Annotated in this window: 20 protein-coding genes; 9 read left to right on the top strand and 11 right to left on the bottom strand. The window is 68.1% G+C overall.

Features of this window, described 5'->3' with window-relative positions:
* The first annotated feature begins 208 nt into the window (after positions 1-208).
* From F3I62_RS09805 to F3I62_RS09775, 7 genes are all read left to right on the top strand, one after another.
* Complete coding sequence (locus F3I62_RS09805) at positions 209-3,811, top strand: DUF2339 domain-containing protein (RefSeq protein WP_160489460.1); 3,603 nt, start codon at positions 209-211, stop codon at positions 3,809-3,811.
* Positions 3,808-5,172 carry a DUF3999 domain-containing protein gene (locus F3I62_RS09800; RefSeq protein ID WP_160489459.1) on the top strand — a complete coding sequence of 455 codons (1,365 nt, stop codon included), beginning with the start codon at positions 3,808-3,810 and terminating at the stop codon, positions 5,170-5,172. Before F3I62_RS09805 ends, F3I62_RS09800 begins: the two co-directional genes overlap by 4 nt.
* 134 nt (positions 5,173-5,306) lie before the next feature.
* Entirely contained in the window at positions 5,307-7,265 is a 1,959-nt protein-coding gene (gene estP / locus F3I62_RS09795; RefSeq protein ID WP_160489458.1) for an esterase EstP, read from the top strand.
* Between the two features lie 85 nt (positions 7,266-7,350).
* Complete coding sequence (locus tag F3I62_RS09790; protein ID WP_160489457.1) at positions 7,351-8,358, top strand: class 1 fructose-bisphosphatase; 1,008 nt, start codon at positions 7,351-7,353, stop codon at positions 8,356-8,358.
* 3 nt (positions 8,359-8,361) lie between these two features.
* Positions 8,362-8,961 carry a DUF924 family protein gene (locus F3I62_RS09785; RefSeq protein ID WP_160489456.1) on the top strand — a complete coding sequence of 200 codons (600 nt, stop codon included), beginning with the start codon at positions 8,362-8,364 and terminating at the stop codon, positions 8,959-8,961.
* 73 nt (positions 8,962-9,034) lie between these two features.
* Complete coding sequence (gene bamE, locus F3I62_RS09780; protein WP_160489455.1) at positions 9,035-9,289, top strand: outer membrane protein assembly factor BamE; 255 nt, start codon at positions 9,035-9,037, stop codon at positions 9,287-9,289.
* A complete protein-coding gene (locus F3I62_RS09775) occupies positions 9,289-9,858 on the top strand; it encodes a lipocalin family protein (protein WP_160489454.1) in 570 nt (189 codons plus the stop codon). Before bamE ends, F3I62_RS09775 begins: the two co-directional genes overlap by 1 nt.
* Positions 9,859-9,941: 83 nt before the next feature.
* Here F3I62_RS09775 and F3I62_RS09770 read toward each other — a convergent pair whose 3' ends face one another.
* Positions 9,942-10,373, bottom strand: coding sequence for a hypothetical protein (locus F3I62_RS09770; RefSeq protein WP_160489453.1), 432 nt, complete (start codon positions 10,371-10,373; stop codon positions 9,942-9,944).
* A 143-nt stretch (positions 10,374-10,516) separates the two neighbouring features.
* Here F3I62_RS09770 and pip point away from each other — a divergent pair, with 143 nt between their 5' ends.
* Together pip and dtd are read left to right on the top strand one after the other, a co-directional pair.
* On the top strand, positions 10,517-11,488 hold the full coding sequence (gene pip, locus F3I62_RS09765; protein ID WP_160489452.1) for a prolyl aminopeptidase: 972 nt from the start codon (positions 10,517-10,519) through the stop codon (positions 11,486-11,488).
* The gene (dtd, locus tag F3I62_RS09760) at positions 11,485-11,922 is read left to right on the top strand and encodes a D-aminoacyl-tRNA deacylase (protein ID WP_160489451.1); all 438 of its coding nucleotides are present in this window, start codon (positions 11,485-11,487) and stop codon (positions 11,920-11,922) included. Before pip ends, dtd begins: the two co-directional genes overlap by 4 nt.
* A 112-nt stretch (positions 11,923-12,034) precedes the next feature.
* On the opposite strand, the gene F3I62_RS09755 is transcribed toward dtd, so the two are convergent.
* The 10 genes from F3I62_RS09755 to ubiE form a co-directional block, all read right to left on the bottom strand.
* The gene (locus tag F3I62_RS09755; protein WP_160489450.1) at positions 12,035-12,448 is read right to left on the bottom strand and encodes a UPF0158 family protein; all 414 of its coding nucleotides are present in this window, start codon (positions 12,446-12,448) and stop codon (positions 12,035-12,037) included.
* A gap of 71 nt (positions 12,449-12,519) precedes the next feature.
* Positions 12,520-13,227 (bottom strand): 16S rRNA (uracil(1498)-N(3))-methyltransferase, encoded by a 708-nt coding sequence (locus tag F3I62_RS09750; protein ID WP_160489449.1) that lies wholly within the window; start codon positions 13,225-13,227, stop codon positions 12,520-12,522.
* A complete protein-coding gene (gene tatC / locus F3I62_RS09745) occupies positions 13,224-14,012 on the bottom strand; it encodes a twin-arginine translocase subunit TatC (RefSeq protein ID WP_160489448.1) in 789 nt (262 codons plus the stop codon). Before tatC ends, F3I62_RS09750 begins: the two co-directional genes overlap by 4 nt.
* Positions 14,009-14,377, bottom strand: coding sequence for a Sec-independent protein translocase protein TatB (tatB, locus tag F3I62_RS09740; RefSeq protein ID WP_160489447.1), 369 nt, complete (start codon positions 14,375-14,377; stop codon positions 14,009-14,011). Before tatB ends, tatC begins: the two co-directional genes overlap by 4 nt.
* A gap of 9 nt (positions 14,378-14,386) precedes the next feature.
* Positions 14,387-14,650, bottom strand: a complete 264-nt coding sequence (locus tag F3I62_RS09735; protein ID WP_160489446.1) for a twin-arginine translocase TatA/TatE family subunit — start codon at positions 14,648-14,650, stop codon at positions 14,387-14,389.
* 21 nt (positions 14,651-14,671) lie between these two features.
* On the bottom strand, positions 14,672-15,007 hold the full coding sequence (locus tag F3I62_RS09730) for a phosphoribosyl-ATP diphosphatase (protein ID WP_160489445.1): 336 nt from the start codon (positions 15,005-15,007) through the stop codon (positions 14,672-14,674).
* Positions 15,000-15,401 (bottom strand): phosphoribosyl-AMP cyclohydrolase, encoded by a 402-nt coding sequence (gene hisI / locus F3I62_RS09725; protein WP_160489444.1) that lies wholly within the window; start codon positions 15,399-15,401, stop codon positions 15,000-15,002. The genes F3I62_RS09730 and hisI overlap by 8 nt, the downstream gene beginning before the upstream one ends.
* A 127-nt stretch (positions 15,402-15,528) precedes the next feature.
* Positions 15,529-17,118, bottom strand: a complete 1,590-nt coding sequence (gene ubiB / locus F3I62_RS09720) for a ubiquinone biosynthesis regulatory protein kinase UbiB (RefSeq protein WP_160489443.1) — start codon at positions 17,116-17,118, stop codon at positions 15,529-15,531.
* Complete coding sequence (locus F3I62_RS09715) at positions 17,115-17,729, bottom strand: SCP2 domain-containing protein (RefSeq protein ID WP_160489442.1); 615 nt, start codon at positions 17,727-17,729, stop codon at positions 17,115-17,117. The genes ubiB and F3I62_RS09715 overlap by 4 nt, the downstream gene beginning before the upstream one ends.
* Positions 17,729-18,499: a bifunctional demethylmenaquinone methyltransferase/2-methoxy-6-polyprenyl-1,4-benzoquinol methylase UbiE gene (ubiE, locus tag F3I62_RS09710; RefSeq protein WP_160489441.1), complete on the bottom strand. Its 771-nt coding sequence runs from the start codon at positions 18,497-18,499 to the stop codon at positions 17,729-17,731. The genes F3I62_RS09715 and ubiE overlap by 1 nt, the downstream gene beginning before the upstream one ends.
* Positions 18,500-18,563: the final 64 nt, after the last annotated feature.

The following is an 18,563-nucleotide window of genomic DNA, read 5'->3' as shown; positions in this document are numbered from 1 at the left end:
CAGTTCTGAGCCGGTTGAACCGCTGAAACAAGCCTCGCCTCGGCGGGGCTTTTTTCTGCCTGCGATTTGTCCGGCGCCGGAATTTGCCTGTGCCTGTGAGTTGGGCTGCATTCGTCTGTATAAGGTCGGCCCGGCTGGCCGATATACTCGAACTGCCGCTGTGGGGCCGGCATCCGTGGCCCATGGTTTTTGCTCAGGGAATCAATGCATGCAATGGATTTTCATGCTGGTCGGTCTGCTGCTCGGTGCGCTGGCCGGAGAGTCGGTGACGAGCGCCCTGCTCGGTGGGGTGGTCGGCCTAGCCGTGGGCCAGGCCCTGCGCCTGCACCGCCTGGAGGCGGATAACGCCACCTTGCGCCGGGAGCTGCAGGGCTTTGCCGAGCGCTTCGAACGCGGCACCACGGCGATGTACGAGCGCCTGCTCAAGCTCGAGGCGCCGGCCACGGCGGAGCAAGCGCCGCCGCAGGCGCAGGGTCCGGCCGTGGTCACTCCGCCCGTGGCGGAACTCGCCCCGGCGCCTGCGGTGGTCGCCGAACCGACCCGGGCCGAGCCGGCTGGCGAGCTGGTCTTCGAGCTGCCGGAGCTGGATGCCCTGCCCGAGCCGCCCCGCGAACCCGCGGCCAGCTGGCGGGCCGAACCGCTCCAGCCGGCCCGCCCGGCCGAACGGGTGGCGCCCACGCCGCGCGAACCTTCGCCCATCGAGCGTGCCATCGACCTGGCCCAGGCCTGGCTGCTGGGCGGCAATACCGTGCTGCGGGTCGGCGTGGTGCTGCTGTTCCTCGGCCTGGCCTTCCTCCTGCGCTATGCCACCGAAGGCATGGTGGTGCCGGTCGAGATGCGCTACGCCGGCGTCGCGGCCAGCGCCATGGCCTTGCTCGGGCTGGGCTGGTGGCTGCGCGAGCGGGTCGGCAACTACGGCCTGATCCTGCAGGGCACCGGCGTCGCCGTGCTGTACCTGACCACCTTCGCGGCGATGCGCCTGCACCCGCTGCTGGAGCCCAAGCTGGCCCTCGGCCTGCTGGTGCTGGTCACGCTGTTTTCGGCGATCCTGGCGGTGCTGCAGAATGCCCGGGGGCTGGCGGTGGCCGCGGCGCTGGGCGGCTTCGCCGCGCCGATCCTGACGTCCACCGGCAGCGGCAACCATGTGGCGCTGTTCTCCTACTTCATCCTGCTCAACGGCGGCATCTTCGCCATTGCCTGGTTCAAGGCCTGGCGCCTGCTCAACCTGGTCGGCTTCCTCGGCACCTTCGGCATCGGCTTCGCCTGGGGCCTGCGTTCGTACCAGCCGCAATTGCTGGGGAGCACCGAGCCGTTCCTGATCCTGTTCTTCCTGATGTACGTGGCCATCGGCCTGCTGTTCGCCCGGCGCAAGCTGCGCGAGGCGCCGGCGGCGCCGCAGGGACGTGGCGAGCTGCTGCGCTGGGCGCGGGGCAAGGCCGACTATGTCGACAGCAGCGTGCTGTTCGGCACGCCGCTGATCGGCTTCGGCCTGCAGTACGCGCTGGTGCGGCATATCGAGTTCGCCACGGCCTTCAGCGCCCTGGGCCTGGGCCTGTTCTACCTGCTGCTGGCCCGGGTGTTCAACGGCCGCGCGCCGGGGCGCACCCTGCTGCTGGCGGAGACCTGCCTGGCCCTCGGCGTGGTCTTCGCCACCCTGGCCATTCCCCTGGGCCTGGATGCGCGCTGGACGTCGGCGGCCTGGGCGGTGGAGGGCGCCGGGATCTTCTGGCTCGGCCTGCGCCAGCAACGGCCGCTGGCGCGTGCCTTCGCCCTGTTGTTGCAGGCGGGGGCGGCGCTGGCCTTCCTCGGCGGGCTGGATATCGGCGCCGCCACCCTGCTGGACGGTGCGCCGCTGGGCGCGCTGATGCTCGGCGCGGCGCTGCTGTTCAGCTTCTGGCAGCTGCGCCAGGCGCCGCTGGAGGCCAGCAAGGCCTGGGAGCGCCGCGGCCTGCCGGTGCTGGCGGTGGGCGGTTTGCTGTTTCTCTATCTGATCGCGCCGCTGTGTTTTGCCGCCGAGGGTACCGCGATCAGCTGGGCCCTGGCCGGATTGGCGACCTTGTGGGGCGGCCTGCGTCTGCAGTCGCGCACCTTCCTGTTCGGCGCCTTCGCCGTGCAGCTGCTCGGCGGCCTGGTGTTCCTCGGCCAGTTGCAGGGCGCCGAGTCCGGCCAGGCCGGCGTGCTCGGTTCCGGCTGGCGCGGCCTGCTGGTCTGTTCGCTGATCGGCCTGGCACTGGTGGCCGGCATGCTGATTGCGGCGCGCGACAAGCTGGTCAGCGGCGATCGGCGCCTGCTGCGCGGCCTGTCGCTGGTGCTGCTGGTCGGCCTGCTGTTCATCAACCTGGCGGTGCTGTTCGTCCTGCCCTGGCCCAGCGCCAGCGCGGTGTGGGCGGGCAGCGGCCTGCTGATCGTCTGGCTCAGTCTGCGCCTGCAGCTGCGCGCCAGCTTCTTCTTCGGCCTACTGCTGCAGGCGGTCGGCGGCATCGCCTTCCTCGCCGCCAGCCCGTTGTTGCTCGGCCAGCTGCCCAGCGCAGGATTGCGTCCGCTGGCCCATGCCGGCTTTTGGACGCCGCTGGTGCTGGCCCTCGCCGCGCAGATCGGCGCCTGGCGCCTGCGCCATGTGCTGCTGCGCCAACAGGCCGGCGCACTGGGCAGCCTGAGCCTGCAGCGGCTGGCGCAACTGCTGCTGGTCTGGGGCGCTGGCTGGTGGGCGCTGGCCCTGGCGGCGGAGATCGTGCGCTTCGTCGCCCCCGGGCTGCAGGGCTCGCTGCTGTTGCTGGCGGCGGCGCTGAGCGTGGCGCTGTGGACCTGGCTGGCGGCGCGCCTGCGCTGGCGGGCCCTGGCCCTGCTGTGCACGCTGCTGGTGCCGGTGGCCGGGGTGATCCTGCTGCATGTCGGCGAGCGCAGCTATCACCCGGCGGCGGATTTCGGCTGGCTGGCCTGGGGGCTGCTGTGTGCCGTGCACCTGCTCGCGCTGCGCCGCCTGGCCGGCCTGTTGCCGAGTGGCGCCCTGAGTGCCGCCCATGTGCTGGGCTGCTGGCTGATCCTCGCGGTGTTGGCGCTGGAGCTGCGTTACCTGCTGATGCTGCTGTCCGAACAGTACAACGCCTGGCGCTGGTTGGGCTGGGCGCTGTTGCCGAGTGCCTTCCTCCTTGCGATGGCGGCGCCGCGGCAGTGGCCGTGGCCGGTGGCGACTTATCCACGCGAATACCGGGTGTGGGCTGCCGCGCCGCTGGCCGCGCTGCTGCTCGGCTGGTTCTGGCTGGCCAATCTGGCCAGCGACGGCGGCGCCGAGCCGCTGCCCTATGTGCCGCTGCTCAACCCACTGGAACTGGGCCTGCTGTTCGCCCTGCTCGGGGTGTACCAGTGGTTGCGCAGCGGCCTGCCGCAACTGGGCGTCGCGGCGCCCCGGGTGGAGCGCGCGGCGCAGCTGGTGGCCGGGATTTCGCTGTTCGCCCTGTTCACCGCCACGGTATTCCGCGCCGCCCACCATTGGGGCGGAGTGCCTTATGCGCCGCAGCCGCTGCTCGACTCGATGCTGGTGCAGGCCGGGCTGTCCATCGTCTGGACCCTGATCGCCCTGCCGCTGATGATCGTCGGCCACCTGCGTGGGCGGCGCGAGCTGTGGCTGGTGGGGGCCGCGCTGATCGGCGTGGTGGTGGCCAAGCTGTTCTTCGTCGAGCTGGGCAACCGCGGTGGCCTGGAGCGCATCGTGTCCTTTATCGGCGTCGGCGTGTTGCTGCTGGTCGTCGGCTATTTCGCGCCGTTGCCGCCGCGCAAGGCGGATGGTGAGTCCGTACAGGTGAAAGCATGAACAAGTTGTCGATCTGTGGTCCGCTGCTGGCGGCGTTGTTGCTGGCCCCCTGGGCCGTGGCCAAGGAGCAGGCGCAGGACTACGCCACCCGCGTGCCTCTGACGCTCTCCGGTGAGGGCCCCTGGTATCGCCTGGAACTGCCGCTGGCCCTGCACTTTGCCGCCCGGCATGCCGACCTGCGCGATCTGCGGGTGTTCAATGCCGAGGGCGAGGCCCTGGCTTACGCCCTGACCCTGGGCGATGGGCAGTCCAGCGAGCAGCGCCAGCAGGCGGCGGTGAAGTGGTTCCCGCTGCTGGGCGAAGTTGCGGCGCCGGGTGCGCCGGCCATCCGCGTGCAGCGCAGCACCAGCGGCACCCTGGTCGAGGTGGCGCCGGAGGCGGCGGGCAGCGCTACCCAGGTGCGCCGCGGCTGGCTGCTCGACGCCAGCGCCGTGGACCTGCCGCTGCATCGCCTGCAGCTGGACTGGAGCAGCGACAGCGAAGGCTTCCAGCGTTTCTCCATTGAGGCCAGTGACGATCTGCAGCACTGGAGCAGCTGGGGCGAGGGCAGCATCGCCCGCCTAAGCTTCGCCAATGAGCGCATCGACCAGCGCGAGGTCGAGCTGCCCGGACGCAAGGCGCGCTACCTGCGCCTGCTCTGGCAGGCGCCGCAGCAGGCACCGACGCTGCTGGCGGCCAACCTGATCAGTATCAGCAGCAGCGAGCAGGCGCCAGCGCTGGCCTGGTCGGCGCCGCTGGCGGCGCAGAGCGACAGGCCGGGCGAGTACAGCTGGACGTTGCCGTTGTCGCTACCGCTGCAGCGCGTGCGCTTCAGCCTGCCGCAGGCCAATACCCTGGCCCCGGTCAGCCTGGCCAGCCGCCGCGACGGCAAGCTGGAGTGGCAACCGCTGGCGCACGGCCTGCTCTATCGCCTGCCGCAGGATGGCCGGGAAGTGCGCCAGGACGAGATCGAGCTGCACGGCACGCCGATCCAGCAACTGCGCCTGCGGGTCGACGAGCGCGGCGGTGGCCTGGGCCCGGATGCGCCGCGCCTGCAGGTGGCGCTGCGCAGCACCCAGGTGGTGTTCCTCGCCCGCGGTTCGGCGCCTTACCAGCTGGCCATCGGCAGGCCGGGTGCGCAGTCGGCGGCCTTGCCGCTCGGCACGCTGATTCCCGGCTACGAGCCGGCGCGGTTGGCCAGCCTCGGCCTGGCCACGGCGCCGCAGAGCGTGCCGGCCGCCGTCGAGGCGGTGGCGCAGCAGGCGCGGAGCCAGGCCGACTGGAAACGCATGGGGTTGTGGGCGGTGCTGCTGGCCGGGGTCGCCCTGCTGGGTGGGATGGCCTTCAGCCTGTTGCGTAAACCGGCAACTGGCGGTCAATAGCCCGTATCAGGTGGCCAACCCCTTCGATTGGCGGCCTTTGTGTTTTTTTGCGGGTGCCCTGGTGAATTGAGATTCGAATCACGCTAGAGTCGCGCGGTGCCACGCGGTCTAATAACAATCATAAGGACATTCCGATGAAGCGCGTTCTGACTCCATTGGCGGCGGCTTGCCTGCTGGCCAGTACCTCGTTCTCCCTGCATGCATCCCCCTATTCGACCCTGGTGGTGTTTGGCGACAGCCTCAGCGACGCCGGGCAGTTTGCCGACCCGGACGGTCCGTCCGGCTCGACCGTCCGCTTCACCAACCGTACCGGGCCCACCTACCAGCCCGGCAGCGGCGAGTCGTTCGGCCTCAATGCCACCCAGATCCTGAATGGCAAGCTGGGGCTGGGCAGCATGAGCGGCTCCACTTCCCCGGTTAATCAGTCGCTGGGTCTGCCGGATGGCAGCAACTACGCGGTGGGGGGCAACACCACGTCGCAGATCACCGATTCCATTGTCGGCACTGGCGAGGGCTCGGTCGTTGAGCTGGAGGATGGCACCAACTTGCGCCAGCGTCCCGGGTATCTGGCGGAGCTGGCCAGCAGTGGTCGGCGGGTGGATGCCAATACCCTGTTCTATGTGAATGGCGGTGGTAACGACTTTCTCGACGGGCTGATCAACCCTCTTGCGCCAGCGGATGTGGCGACGTTGCAGGCCCAGCAGGCGGCAACGCGGCTGGCCGATGGGGTCCGGGCGCTGGAGGGGGCGGGTGCGCGCTACATCATGGTGTCGCTGCTGCCGGACGTGGGGCGCACGCCGTTTGCGACCAACTTGGGCGGCTTCATCCCCTCTCTGCCCGGCACCATTTCCGGGCTGGTGAGCGATTTCAACCAGGAGCTGGTCAGCCAGTTGCAGGCAATCGATGCGGAGATTATCCCGCTCAATGTGCCGCTGCTGGTGCACGAGGTTCTGCAAGACCCGGGTCGTTATGGCTTGGCCGCCGATCAGGATCTGGTGGCCAGCTGCTTCGATGATTGCGCCGTTCCCAACCCGGTCTACGGGATTAATGGCAGCACGCCGGACCCAACTCGGCTGCTGTTCGACGATGGCGTGCACCCAACGATCGCGGGGCAGATACTCTTCGCCGACTACGCCTACTCGTTGCTGGCGGCACCCTGGGAAATCACCCTGCTGCCGGAAATGGCCCATGGCAACCTGCGCTCGCACCAGGACCAGCTGCGCGCCCAATGGCAGGCCGACTGGGAAGCCTGGCAGGCGGTCGGCCAGTGGCGTGCCTTCACCAGTGCCGGTGGCCAGCGCCTCGACTACGACGTCTACGACAGTTCTGCCGATGGCAATGGCTACAACCTCAACTTCGGTGGCAGCTATCGCCTTACCGAGGCCTGGCGGGTCGGCCTGGCCGCCGGCTTCTACGAGCAGAGTCTGGAAGCCGGTGACGCCGACTCCGACTACGACCTGAACAGCTACCTGGGCACCGCCTTTGCCCAGTATCAGCAGAACCGTTGGTGGGGCGAGCTGGCAGCCAGTGCCGGCTACCTGGACTACGACGACCTCAAGCGCCAGTTCGACCTGGGCTCGGCCACCCGCGCCGAGAAGGGCGACACCGAGGGGACTCTGTGGGCCTTCACCGGCCGGCTCGGCTATGACATCGCCCCGAGCGCGGACAGCCAGTGGCACCTGAGCCCCTTCGTCAGCGCCGACTACGCGCGGGTCGAAGTCGATGGCTATGGGGAAGACGGCCAGCTCTCCACGGCGCTCAGCTACGACGACCAGGAACGCGACTCCAAGCGTCTGGGCGTGGGTCTGCAGGGCCTGTTCGACCTCAGCCAGCAGACCCGCCTGTTCGGTGAAGTAGCGCTGGAGCGCGAGTACGAGGACGACGTCAGCGAAGTCAGCATGTCGCTGAACAGCCTGCCGGGCATCGAGTACACCCTGGAAGGCTACGTGCCGACCGACAAGACCACCCGTGCCACCCTGGGCGTCAGCCACCAGCTGGTCGAAGGCCTGGCGCTGCGCGGTAGCTACACCTATCGCAACAGCGATGACGACGACCAGCAGGGGATCAATCTGTCCCTGTCCTGGGATTTGTAACGAACGGTCGGGCGGCGGTGAGACGCCGCCGCCTCCGACCGGTTAAACTGCGCGCGATTTTGACTTCCCTCCCGGAGCCTCTCCCATGTCGCGCGTCACCCTCAGCCGCTATCTGATCGAACAGACCCGCAGCCACAACACCCCGGCCGATCTGCGTTTCCTCATCGAAGTCGTCGCGCGCGCGTGCAAGGAAATCAGCCATGCCGTGTCCAAGGGCGCCCTCGGCGGCGTGCTCGGCAGCATGGGCACCGAGAACGTGCAGGGTGAGGTGCAGAAGAAACTCGACGTGATCTCCAACGAGATCCTCCTCGAAGCCAACGAATGGGGCGGCCACCTGGCCGGCATGGCGTCCGAAGAAATGGACAACGCCTACCAGATCCCCGGCAAATACCCGAAAGGCGCCTACCTGCTGGTGTTCGACCCGCTCGACGGCTCCAGCAACATCGACGTCAACGTCTCGGTCGGCACCATCTTCTCCGTGCTGCGTTGCCCGGATCGCAATGGCGAAAGTGGCGACCTCGGCGAAGAGGCCTTCCTCCAGCCGGGTACCGAGCAGGTCGCGGCCGGTTACGCCATCTACGGCCCGCAGACCATGCTGATGCTGACCCTCGGCGATGGCGTGATGGGTTTCACCCTGGACCGCGAGATGGGCAGCTTCGTGCTCACCCACGAGAACATCCGCGTGCCGGAAAGCACCGCCGAATTCGCCATCAACATGTCCAACCAGCGTCACTGGGAAGCCCCGGTGCAGCGCTACGTCTCCGAGCTGCTGGCCGGCAAGGAAGGCCCGCTGGGCAAGAACTACAACATGCGCTGGATCGCCTCGATGGTCGCCGACGTACACCGCATCCTCACTCGTGGCGGCCTGTTCATGTACCCGCGCGACGCCCGCGATCCTTCGATGCCGGGCAAGCTGCGCCTGATGTACGAAGCCAACCCGATGTCGATGCTGATCGAGCAGGCCGGCGGCGTTGCCACCAACGGCAGCCAGCGCATTCTCGACATCCAGCCGGAGTCCCTGCACCAGCGCGTGGCGGTGTTCCTCGGTTCCAAGGAAGAAGTCGAGCGCGTCACGGCCTACCACAAGGGCTGACTCGTGCCTGCCTGGCAGCCCCTGCTCGATTGGTGGTTCGGTGACGGCGAAACTGCCAGCGCGGTGGCGGCCCAGCGCGGCAAGCTGTGGTTCGGCTACCAGGCCAGCCAGGATGCCGAGGCGCGTGAGCGTTTCGGCGAACTGAGTGCCCAGGCCCTGGCCGGCGGGCTGCAGGATTGGGCCGCGCAGGTCGAGGGCTGGCTGGCCCTGCTTCTGCTGCTCGACCAGCTGCCGCGGATGATCCATCGCGCGACGCCGCAGGCCTTTGCTGGCGATGCCCGCGCCCAGCAACTGGTGCGCTGGGGGCTGGCGCAGGGGCTGGAGCAGCAGCTGCCGGCGATTCGCCAGGTGTTCGTCTATCTGGTGCTGGAGCATGCCGAGGACCTGGCCACGCAGAACCTGGCCGTCGAACGGTTCGCTGCCCTGCGCCAGCAGGCGCCGGCTGCCGAGCGCCAGCTGTTCGCCGGTTACTTCGACTATGCCGTGCGCCACCAGCAGGTGATCGCCCGCTTCGGCCGCTTTCCCCATCGCAATGCGTTGCTCGGCCGCCCCTCGACGGCCGCCGAACTGAGCTTCCTGGCGGAACCCGGCTCACGCTTCTGACGTCCAATCGCCGCAGAAGAGCCGCGCATGTGCCAAGCTCTTGCCCTGTCATCCTTCCCTCTGGAGTTGCTTCATGTCGCTGCGTACCCTCGTCGTGCTGTCCGCCTGTGTCCTGCTCGCTGCCTGCAGCAAGGTCAACCAGGAAAACTACGCCAAGCTCAAGGCCGGCATGCCCAAGGCCGAGGTGGAAAGCCTGCTCGGCAGCCCGGCCGAGTGCTCCGGTGCCATCGGCATCACCAGCTGCACCTGGGGTGACGAGAAAACCTTCATCAGCGTGCAGTACGCCGGCGACAAGGTGATGATGTTTTCCGGCCAGGGCCTGAAGTGATGCCGCGCTTACTCTGCCACCTGCTGCTGCCGGCCTTGCTGCTGGGCCTGGCCGGTTGTGCCGGCCCGGGCGCAACCGGCCAGGCGCCGCAGACCGCCGGAACGGTGGACCTGCAACGCTACCAGGGCACCTGGTACGAGCAGGCGCGCCTGCCGATGTTCTTCCAGCGCAACTGTGCGCAGTCCGAGGCGCACTACCGGCTGCAGGCCGATGGTGCGGTTGGCGTGCGCAACCGCTGTCGCACCCTCGACGGCGAGTGGATCGAAGCCCAGGGCCAGGCGACCCCGCAGGTGGCCGGGCAGACCGACAAGCTGTGGGTCCGTTTCGATAACTGGTTCAGCCGCCTGTTCCCCGGCGTGGCCAAGGGTGACTACTGGGTGCTGTACCTGGATGACGACTACCGCACCGCGCTGGTCGGCAATCCCAATCGCGAGTACCTCTGGCTGTTGTCGCGCGAGGCCGAGATTTCCCTGGAAACCCGCGCCGAGCTGCTGGAGCAGGCCCAAGCGCGTGGCTATGACACCAGCGCGCTGATCTGGCGTGTGGCGGATGCCAAGATCGAGCCGTAATCAGCGCCGGTTCACGACCCCAGCGGGCGCCACGCGCAGCAGCGGCCTGTGGTGCGTGCGGCTCACCCTATGGGATGTCGTGCCTACTCCCACTCGAGCCGCGCCAGCTGCCACTCGCCGCCTTCCAGCCACCATTCCAACCTGACCCTGTAATGCCGGGCGCTGTCTGGAACCAGGCCCTCGGCGCCGGTCAGGGCGACTTGCGCCTCGGTGTGGCCCTTGCTGTCGTAGGTCGAATCGATGCGGCTGCTCTGGCTCAGGGCCAGCACCCTGACCTGCTTGTGGCGCAGGAACAGCAGGGCCATGGTGCGTTGGGCCCAGGCCCGGTCGTATTGCTGCTGGGCGCCGAACTGCGGGTGCAGTTGCTCCAGCACGGCGCTGCTGTCTTTCGCCTCCAGGTTGTCCTGCAGCTGCTGCACGGCCGCCTCCAGCGCGGCCTGCGGGTCGCTCCGGGTGCAGCCGCCGAGGAGACCGAGGAGGACGAGGAAAGACAAGGCAAATAGCCTGCTGGGCATGCTCAACTCCGCTTTCATGGTTATGATGGCCGGCACGGTAGACGATTGGCGCCTGATCAAAAGGGACCTCCGAGCCTGCACGGGATGGACGGCACAGATGCCGCTGCCGGGCAGTCTCTTTCGCACAGATTCGGGAGTGCAGCATGCAGACTTTGTATCCGGAGATTAAACCCTTTGCCCGCCACGAGCTGGCGGTGCAGGAGCCGCACGTCCTCTACGTGGACGAAAGCGGCTCTCCGGACGGCCTGCCGGTGGTGTTCATCCACGGCGGGCCGGGGGCCGGCTGCGATGCGGCCAGCCGCCGCTACTTCGACCCCAACCTGTACCGCATCGTCACCTTCGACCAGCGCGGCTGCGGCCGCTCCACCCCGCACGCCAGCCTGGAGAACAACACCACCCAGGAACTGGTGGCCGACATGGAGCGCATCCGCGAGCACCTCGGCATCGAGCAGTGGGTGCTGTTCGGCGGTTCCTGGGGCTCGACCCTGGCGCTGGCCTACGCCCAGGCCCATCCGGAGCGGGTGCACGGGCTGATCCTGCGCGGCATCTTCCTGTGCCGCCCGCAGGACTTCCACTGGTTCTACCAGGAAGGCGCCAGCCGCCTGTTCCCGGACTACTGGGAGGACTACCTGGCGCCGATCCCGCAGGAGGAGCGCGGCGACCTGATGCAGGCCTTCTACAATCGCCTCACCGGCCCCGACCAGATCGCCCAGATGCATGCGGCCAAGGCCTGGTCGACCTGGGAGGGGCGCACCGCCACCCTGCGCCCCAACCCGCAGGTGGTCGAGCGCTTCAGCGAGCCGCACCGCGCCCTGTCGATCGCCCGCATCGAGTGCCACTACTTCGTCAACAACGCCTTCCTCGCCCCCGACCAGCTGCTGCGCGACATGCCCAAGATCGCCCACCTGCCGGGGGTGATAGTGCATGGCCGCTACGACCTGATCTGCCCGCTGGACAACGCCTGGGCGCTGCACCAGGCCTGGCCCAACAGCGAGCTGCAGATCATCCGCGATGCCGGCCATGCCGCCGCCGAAGTCGGCATCACCGATGCCCTGGTGCGCGCCGCCGACCAGATGGCCCGGCGCCTGCTCGACCTGCCGCTCGAAGAAGCATGAAGGCGCTGATCCAGCGCGTGCGCGGGGCGCGCGTCGAAGTGGCCGGGGAGATCGTCGGCGCCATCGACCAGGGCCTGCTGGCGCTGGTCGGCGTCGAGCCGCAGGACAACCCAGCCAGCGTCGCCAAGCTGCTGCACAAGCTGCTCAATTACCGGGTGTTCGGCGATGCCGAGGGCAGGATGAATCTGTCGCTCAAGGATGTGCAGGGCGGTTTGCTGCTGGTCTCGCAGTTCACCCTGGCCGCCGACACCAAGAGCGGGCTGCGCCCGAGCTTCTCCAGCGCGGCTTCGCCGGCGCTGGGCGCCGAGCTGTTCGAGCAGCTGGTCGAGCTGGCCCGCCAGCAACACCCGCAGGTCGCCACCGGGCGTTTCGGCGCCGACATGCAGGTGCACCTGGTCAACGACGGGCCGGTGACCTTCCTGCTGGAAAGCTGAGCAATGCCTTGGCCCGGATTGCATCCGGGCTATGCACTCCGCCGAACATGACCCTAGGGTGCGCCGTGCGCACCGGGCTGTGGTACGGGCCTGCTGTTGCGCACGGCGCACCCTACAGACGCAGCTCCAGCTGATTCTCCGCCAGCCAGTCCAGCGCCAGCTCGCGCAGGCGTTCGGCCTCGAAGGCCTGCCAGGCGGCGCGCACGCCGGGAAACTGGTTGAGGGCGTTGTGGAAGCTGCGCAGCGGCTTGCGACTGTCCAGGGCGGCCTGCAGGGCGGTGTAGGCGGCCGGTTGCTCGACTTCCGGGAGGAACTCGGCCATCAGCGCGAGGATATCTGCCTGGGCCAGGCAGTCCACCGCCAGCAGCCGTTCAGGCTCCTCTTCCAGCAGCTGTTCGATCTGCGGATCGGTGCCGGCGGGCGGGATGTCGAGGATCCTGCCGCTGAGCAGGTCGAGGCGAAAGTCACCTTGCTCGCAAACGAAGGCGGCGGCCAAACGATCGAGATCGATGGTCAGGGGGCGCATGGCAGGATTCCTGCGAGGCTGGCGTCGTTCCAGCCTAAGCCTGCAGTTGTTTCAGAACAACGCTGAACCTTTCAGAACAACCGCGCCAGCAGCGCCGGCACCGCCGTTTCCACCCGCAGGATGCGTTCGCCCAGCTGCACCGGCTGCAGGCCGGCTTCGCGCAGCTTGTCGACTTCGTAGGGAATCCAGCCGCCTTCCGGGCCGATGGCCAGGGTCACCGGCTGCTCGACCGCGCGCGGGCAGGCCGGGAAGTCGCCGGGATGGCCGACCAGGCCGAGACTGCCGGCGGCAATGCCCGGCAGCTGGTCTTCGACGAAGGGCTTGAAACGTTTCTCGATGATCACCTCGGGCAGCACGGTATCGCGCGCCTGTTCCAGGCCGAGGATCAGTTGCTCGCGCAGCGCTTCTGGTTCGAGAAAAGGGGTCTGCCAGAAGCTCTTTTCCACCCGGTAGCTGTTGAGCAGGATCAGCCGTGGCACGCCCATGGCGCTGACCGTCTGCAGCACGCGCTTGAGCATCTTCGGCCGCGGCAGGGCCAGCAGCAGGGTCAGTGGCAGCTTGGCCGGCGGTGGCAGGTCCAGGCTGAGCTGCAGGGTGGCGTGTTGTTCGCTCAGTTCCAGCAGGGTGCCGCTGCCCATCAGGCCGCCGAGGCGGCCGACCCGCAGACTGTCGCCGACGGCGGCGCGGTGCACTTCCTGCAGGTGCTTGAGGCGCCGCCCGGCGAGGACGACGCGATCCGCCGCGACGAAGTCGGCGTCTTCCAGCAGCAGCAGGTTCACGGCAGCGGCGCGGGCGGCTGGTCGCCGGAGTCGTCGTCCGGCTCATGTTCGCTGCGCTTGCGCACCAGGCCGCCGAACAGCAGGCCGACCTCGAACAGCATCCACATCGGCACGGCCAGCAGGGTCTGCGAGAAGATGTCCGGCGGGGTGAGGATCATGCCGACCACGAAGCAGCCGACGATCACGTAGGGACGGCTCTTCTTCAGGGTGGCGATGTCGACCACGCCGACCCAGATCACCAGGAAGGTCGCCACCGGGATCTCGAAGGCCACGCCGAAGGCGAAGAACAGGGTGAGGACGAAGTCCAGGTACTCGTTGATGTCGGTCATCATCGCCACCCCTTCCGGGGTCACGCTGGCGAAGAAGTGGAAGATCAGCGGGAATACCAGGAAGTAGGCGAAGGCCATGCCGCCGTAGAACAGCAGGATGCTGGAGACCAGCAGGGGCATGGCGATGCGCTTCTCGTGCTTGTACAGCCCCGGCGCGATGAAACCCCAGACCTGATGCAGGATGATCGGGATAGCGAGGAACAGCGCGCACCAGGCGGTCAGCTTGAACGGGGTGAGGAACGGCGAGGCGACGCCGGTGGCGATCATCGTCGCCCCTTCCGGCAGGTAGGCGCGCAGCGGTGCCGAGACGATGGTGTAGATGTCCTGGGCGAAGTAGAACAGCCCGGCGAACACCACGAAGATCGCGATCACGCAGCGCAGCAGGCGCGAGCGCAGCTCAGTCAGATGCGCCACCAGGGGCATCTCGGCATCCGGTTCGGTTTGGCTTTGACTCATGGCAGGCGCGAAGGCTCCGAAGGCGGGACGGGGGCGCTGCCGACGGGGCTCGGCGCGGCTTCGGCGCTGCCGGTCGCGGCAGGCGGCTCGCCGCTCGCTGCGTCGGCGGGGGCGCTGGCGGGCGGCAGGATCGACTGCTTGAGCTCGCGCTCCATCTGCAGGATCTGCTCGTTATGCAGCTGGCGGCGGATCTCGTCGGCGCCGATCTCGCGCTCCACTTCGGCCTTGATCGCGCCGAAGCTGCGCTTCAGCCGGCCGATCCACAGGCCGGCGGTGCGCGCGGCCCCGGGCAGGCGCTCGGGGCCGAAGACGATCAGCGCGACCAGGCCGACCAGCAGCAGTTCGGAGAAGCCGATATCGAACATGGCCTGGGATCAGTCCTTGCGCGCCGGCTCTTCGACCCGCTGGGCCTGGGCGTCTATGGTCTGCGGCTTGTGCAGCTGCTCGCCGGCGGCCGGCGCCGGTTGTTGCGGCTGCGGCTCGGCGGGCTTGTCGCCCTCCTCGGTGTTCATCGCCTTGCGGAAGCCCTTGATGGTCTCGCCCAGGTCGGAGCCGAGGTTCTTCAGGCGCTTGGTACCGAACACCAGCACCACCACGATCAGAATGACGACCCAGTGTTTCCAGTCGAAAATGCCCATGTACTCAGTCCTCGCAAATGATCAGTCGGATGTGGGGCGCGCCGCTTTTTCGACGTGCCCGGACAGGCCGAAACGCCGGTCCAGCTCGTCCAGCACGGCCTGCGGGTGCTGGCCGAGGGCGGCGAGCATGACCAGGCTGTGGAACCAGAGGTCCGCGGTTTCGTAGATCAGGTCGCTGCAATCGCCGTTGATGGCCGCGTCCTTGGCCGCAAGAATGGTTTCGATCGACTCTTCGCCGACCTTCTCCAGAATCTTGTTGAGGCCCTTGTGATACAGGCTGGCCACGTAGGAACTGTCCGGCGCCGCGCCTTTGCGCGCCTCCAGCACCTCGGCCAGGCGGGTGAGGGTGTCAGTCATGCTTGTGTTCCGTATGGTAGATGGCGTGCGGGTCTTTCAGGACCGGATCGACGGTGTGCCACGCGCCATTCTCCCACACCCGGTAGAAGCAACTTTCGCGCCCGGTATGGCAGGCAATCCCGCCGAGCTGTTCGACCATCAGGATGATCACGTCGGCGTCGCAGTCCAGGCGCAGTTCGTGGAGCTTCTGCACATGGCCGGACTCCTCGCCCTTGCGCCACAGCTTGCCACGCGAACGTGACCAGTAGATGGCGCGCTGCTCGGCGGCGGTGAGGGCCAGGGCCTCGCGGTTCATCCAGGCCATCATCAGCACGCGGCCGGTCTTGTGGTCCTGGGCGATGGCCGGGACCAGGCCGTCTTCGTTCCAGGTGATTTCGTCGAGCCAGTCAGTCATCGCTATTCCGCCCGTGCGGGCTTGTCTCATGCTGCGCTGGGCGCAGCCGGTAAATGCTGAGCGCTGCTGGTGCAGGCGCTGCACACAATTGGCGCTCGGTTAGTGTGCCAGCCGTGGCCGGCACTGGCTATCGGCGCAGGATCAGCAGCAGGCCGGCGCTCAGACTGAGCCAGGCGGCCCAGCTGGCGACGGCCAGGCTCAGGCCCTGGCTGACGCCGCCGACGATCAGCGCCGCGCCGACCAGGCGCAGCGGCCAGGCGTGCGCCGGCGCGGCAGTGACGGGCGTGGCAGCGGGTTGCTGGTTGAGGCGCTCCAGGGTGTCGCGGGCCATCTGCGACAGGTGCGGCACCTGCTCGGCCTGCTGCTGCAGGTTGCGCAGCAGGTGCAGCGGGCTGATGCGTTCGCGCATCCAGCGTTCGAGGAAGGGCTGCGCGGTGCTCCACAGGTCCAGCTCCGGGTACAGCTGGCGACCCAGGCCTTCGATATTCAGCAGGGTCTTCTGCAGCAGCACCAGCTGCGGCTGCACTTCCATGTTGAACCGGCGCGCGGTCTGGAACAGGCGCAGCAGCAACTGACCGAAGGAGATGTCCTTCAGCGGCTTCTCGAAGATCGGCTCGCACACGGTGCGGATCGCCGCCTCGAAATCATTCACCTTGGTCTCCGCCGGCACCCAGCCGGAGTCGATGTGCAGCTGCGCCACGCGGCGGTAGTCGCGCTTGAAGAAGGCGATCAGGTTGCGCGCCAGGTAGTCCTGGTCCTCGGGGGTGAGGCTGCCGACGATGCCGCAGTCGATCGCGATGTACTGCGGGCTCCACGGTGTGCGGGTGCTGACGAAGATGTTGCCGGGGTGCATGTCGGCATGAAAGAAGCTGTCGCGGAACACCTGGGTGAAGAAGATTTCCACGCCGCGTTCGGCCAGCAGTTTCATGTTGGTGCGCTGGTCGGCCAGGGTGGCCAGGTCGGTCACCGGCACGCCGTAGATGCGCTCCATCACCAGCACTTTCGGCCGGCACCAGTCCCAGTACACCTGCGGTACGTAGAGCTGATCCGAACCGTCGAAATTGCGCCGCAGCTGACTGGCGTTGGCCGCCTCGCGCAGCAGGTCGAGCTCGTCGTAGATGGTCTTCTCGTAGTCGCTGACCACTTCCACCGGACGCAGGCGGCGGGCATCGGCGGAGGCCTTCTCGGCGAGGCGCGCGGCGAGGTACAGCCAGGCCAGGTCGGAGCGGATGATCGGCTTGAGCCCCGGGCGGATCACCTTGACCACCACTTCCTCGCCGCTTTTCAGCTGCGCGGCATGCACCTGGGCCACCGAGGCGGAGGCCAGCGGTTCGACTTCGAAGCGGGCGAAGACTTCACCGACCTTGGCGCCGAGCTGTTCTTCGATGCGTGCCACCGACTCGGCGGCGGGGAAGGGCGGCACCTGGTCCTGCAGCTTGGCCAGCTCGTCGGCCATGTCCGGCGGCAGCAGGTCGCGGCGGGTGGAGAGCAACTGGCCGAACTTGATGAAGATCGGCCCGAGGTCCTCCAGGGCCAGGCGCAGGGCCTCGCCACGGCTCAGTGGCGAGGGGCGGCGCGGCAGCCAGCGCCAGGGCAGGGCGAAGCGCAGCACGCGCATCCAGGTGGGCAGCGGCAGGTGCAGCAGCTGGTCGTCGAGGCGGTAGCGAATCACCACGCGCAGGATGCGCAGCAGGCGGCGGGCGGCAAGCAGCTTCATTCGGAGGGTTTTACCTTGCGGGCGAGGTGCTCGATCCGCGCGTCGAGGCGGTCGAGGGCGAGCTTGAGGTGGTCGAGTTCGGCGAAACGCGCGTCGGCCTCGCGCTGGCCGACCAGGTGGCGCGATTCTTCGCTGAGGTAGTCGGCGAGGTTGTGGCGCAGGCTGTCCAGGCTGTTGCCGGCCCAGCTCGCCCGGCTGCGCAGGTGGCCGCCGAGCAGCTGGCTGCCGACCGGGCCGAGCCAGCGCGACAGCTCGTATTCCCAGTCCAGTTCGAGGTCCTGGAGGATGTTGGTCAGCTCCAGCAGGGCGGCGCTGTCGCCCTCCAGCTCGACTTCCGGGCGGTGCAGCACGCCGGTCTTGTCCCGGGCCAGGGCCAGGCGCAGCAGACTGGCCGCCGGGGCGCGCAGGGTGCAGTCGGCACTGCTCCACTGGCTGGCCAGCTGTAGGCCCTCGCCGCTGGGCAGGAGGAACAGTTGCAGGGCCGGGCTCTGGCAGTCGATGGCGATGACCTTGCCGTCCAGCCGGGCCAGGCGCGGTAGCGCGGTGCTGTCCATGGCCAGCACGCGGTTGAGGCCGTGTTCGACGCCGGCCAGCAGCCCGGTCAGCAGCATCAGGGCTTGATGCCGCGGTGCAGGGCGACGATGCCGCCGGTCATGTTGTGGTAGGTGACGCGCTCGAAGCCGGCCTCGACCATCATTGCCTTGAGGGTGTCCTGATCCGGGTGCATGCGGATCGACTCGGCCAGGTAGCGGTAGCTGTCGGCGTCGTTGGTGATCAGCTTGCCGGCTAGCGGCATGAAGGCGAACGAGTAGGCGTCGTAGGCCTTGGCCAGCAGCGGGCTGGAAGGCTTGGAGAACTCCAGCACCAGCAGGCGGCCGCCCGGCTTGAGCACGCGCAGCATGGAGCGCAGGGCGTCTTCCTTGTGGGTGACGTTGCGCAGGCCGAAGGCGATGGTGACCACGTCGAAGTGGTTGTCCGGGAACGGCAGCTTTTCCGCGTCGGCCTGGACGAACACCACGTTGCCGGCCACGCCCTTGTCGAGCAGGCGGTCACGGCCGACTCTGAGCATCGACTCGTTGATGTCGGCCAGCACCACTTCGCCGGTCGGGCCGACCAGGCTGGAGAACTTGCGCGCCAGGTCGCCGGTGCCGCCGGCGATATCCAGCACGCGATTGCCCGGGCGCACGCCGGACAGCTCGATGGTGAAGCGCTTCCACAGGCGGTGCATGCCGCCGGACAGCACGTCGTTCATCAGGTCGTATTTGGCGGCTACCGAGTGGAATACCTCGGCGACCTTCTCGGCCTTCTGGCTTTCCGGGACGTCCTGAAAGCCGAAGTGGGTGGTCGGTTCGCTGTCGTGGGCCTTGCGCGGGTCGTTCATGTCGCGGTCACCGGAATCAAAGTGGCGGCCATTCTAAACCCGTGGCCGGCCTTTGTCTTGGCGC

The organism is Pseudomonas sp. R-28-1W-6 (assembly GCF_009799925.1).
In the GTDB taxonomy this organism is placed as follows: Bacteria; Pseudomonadota; Gammaproteobacteria; order Pseudomonadales; family Pseudomonadaceae; genus Aquipseudomonas.
The sequence above is the reverse complement of the archived record's forward strand: the minus strand, read 5'-3'. Positions and strand labels throughout refer to the sequence as shown.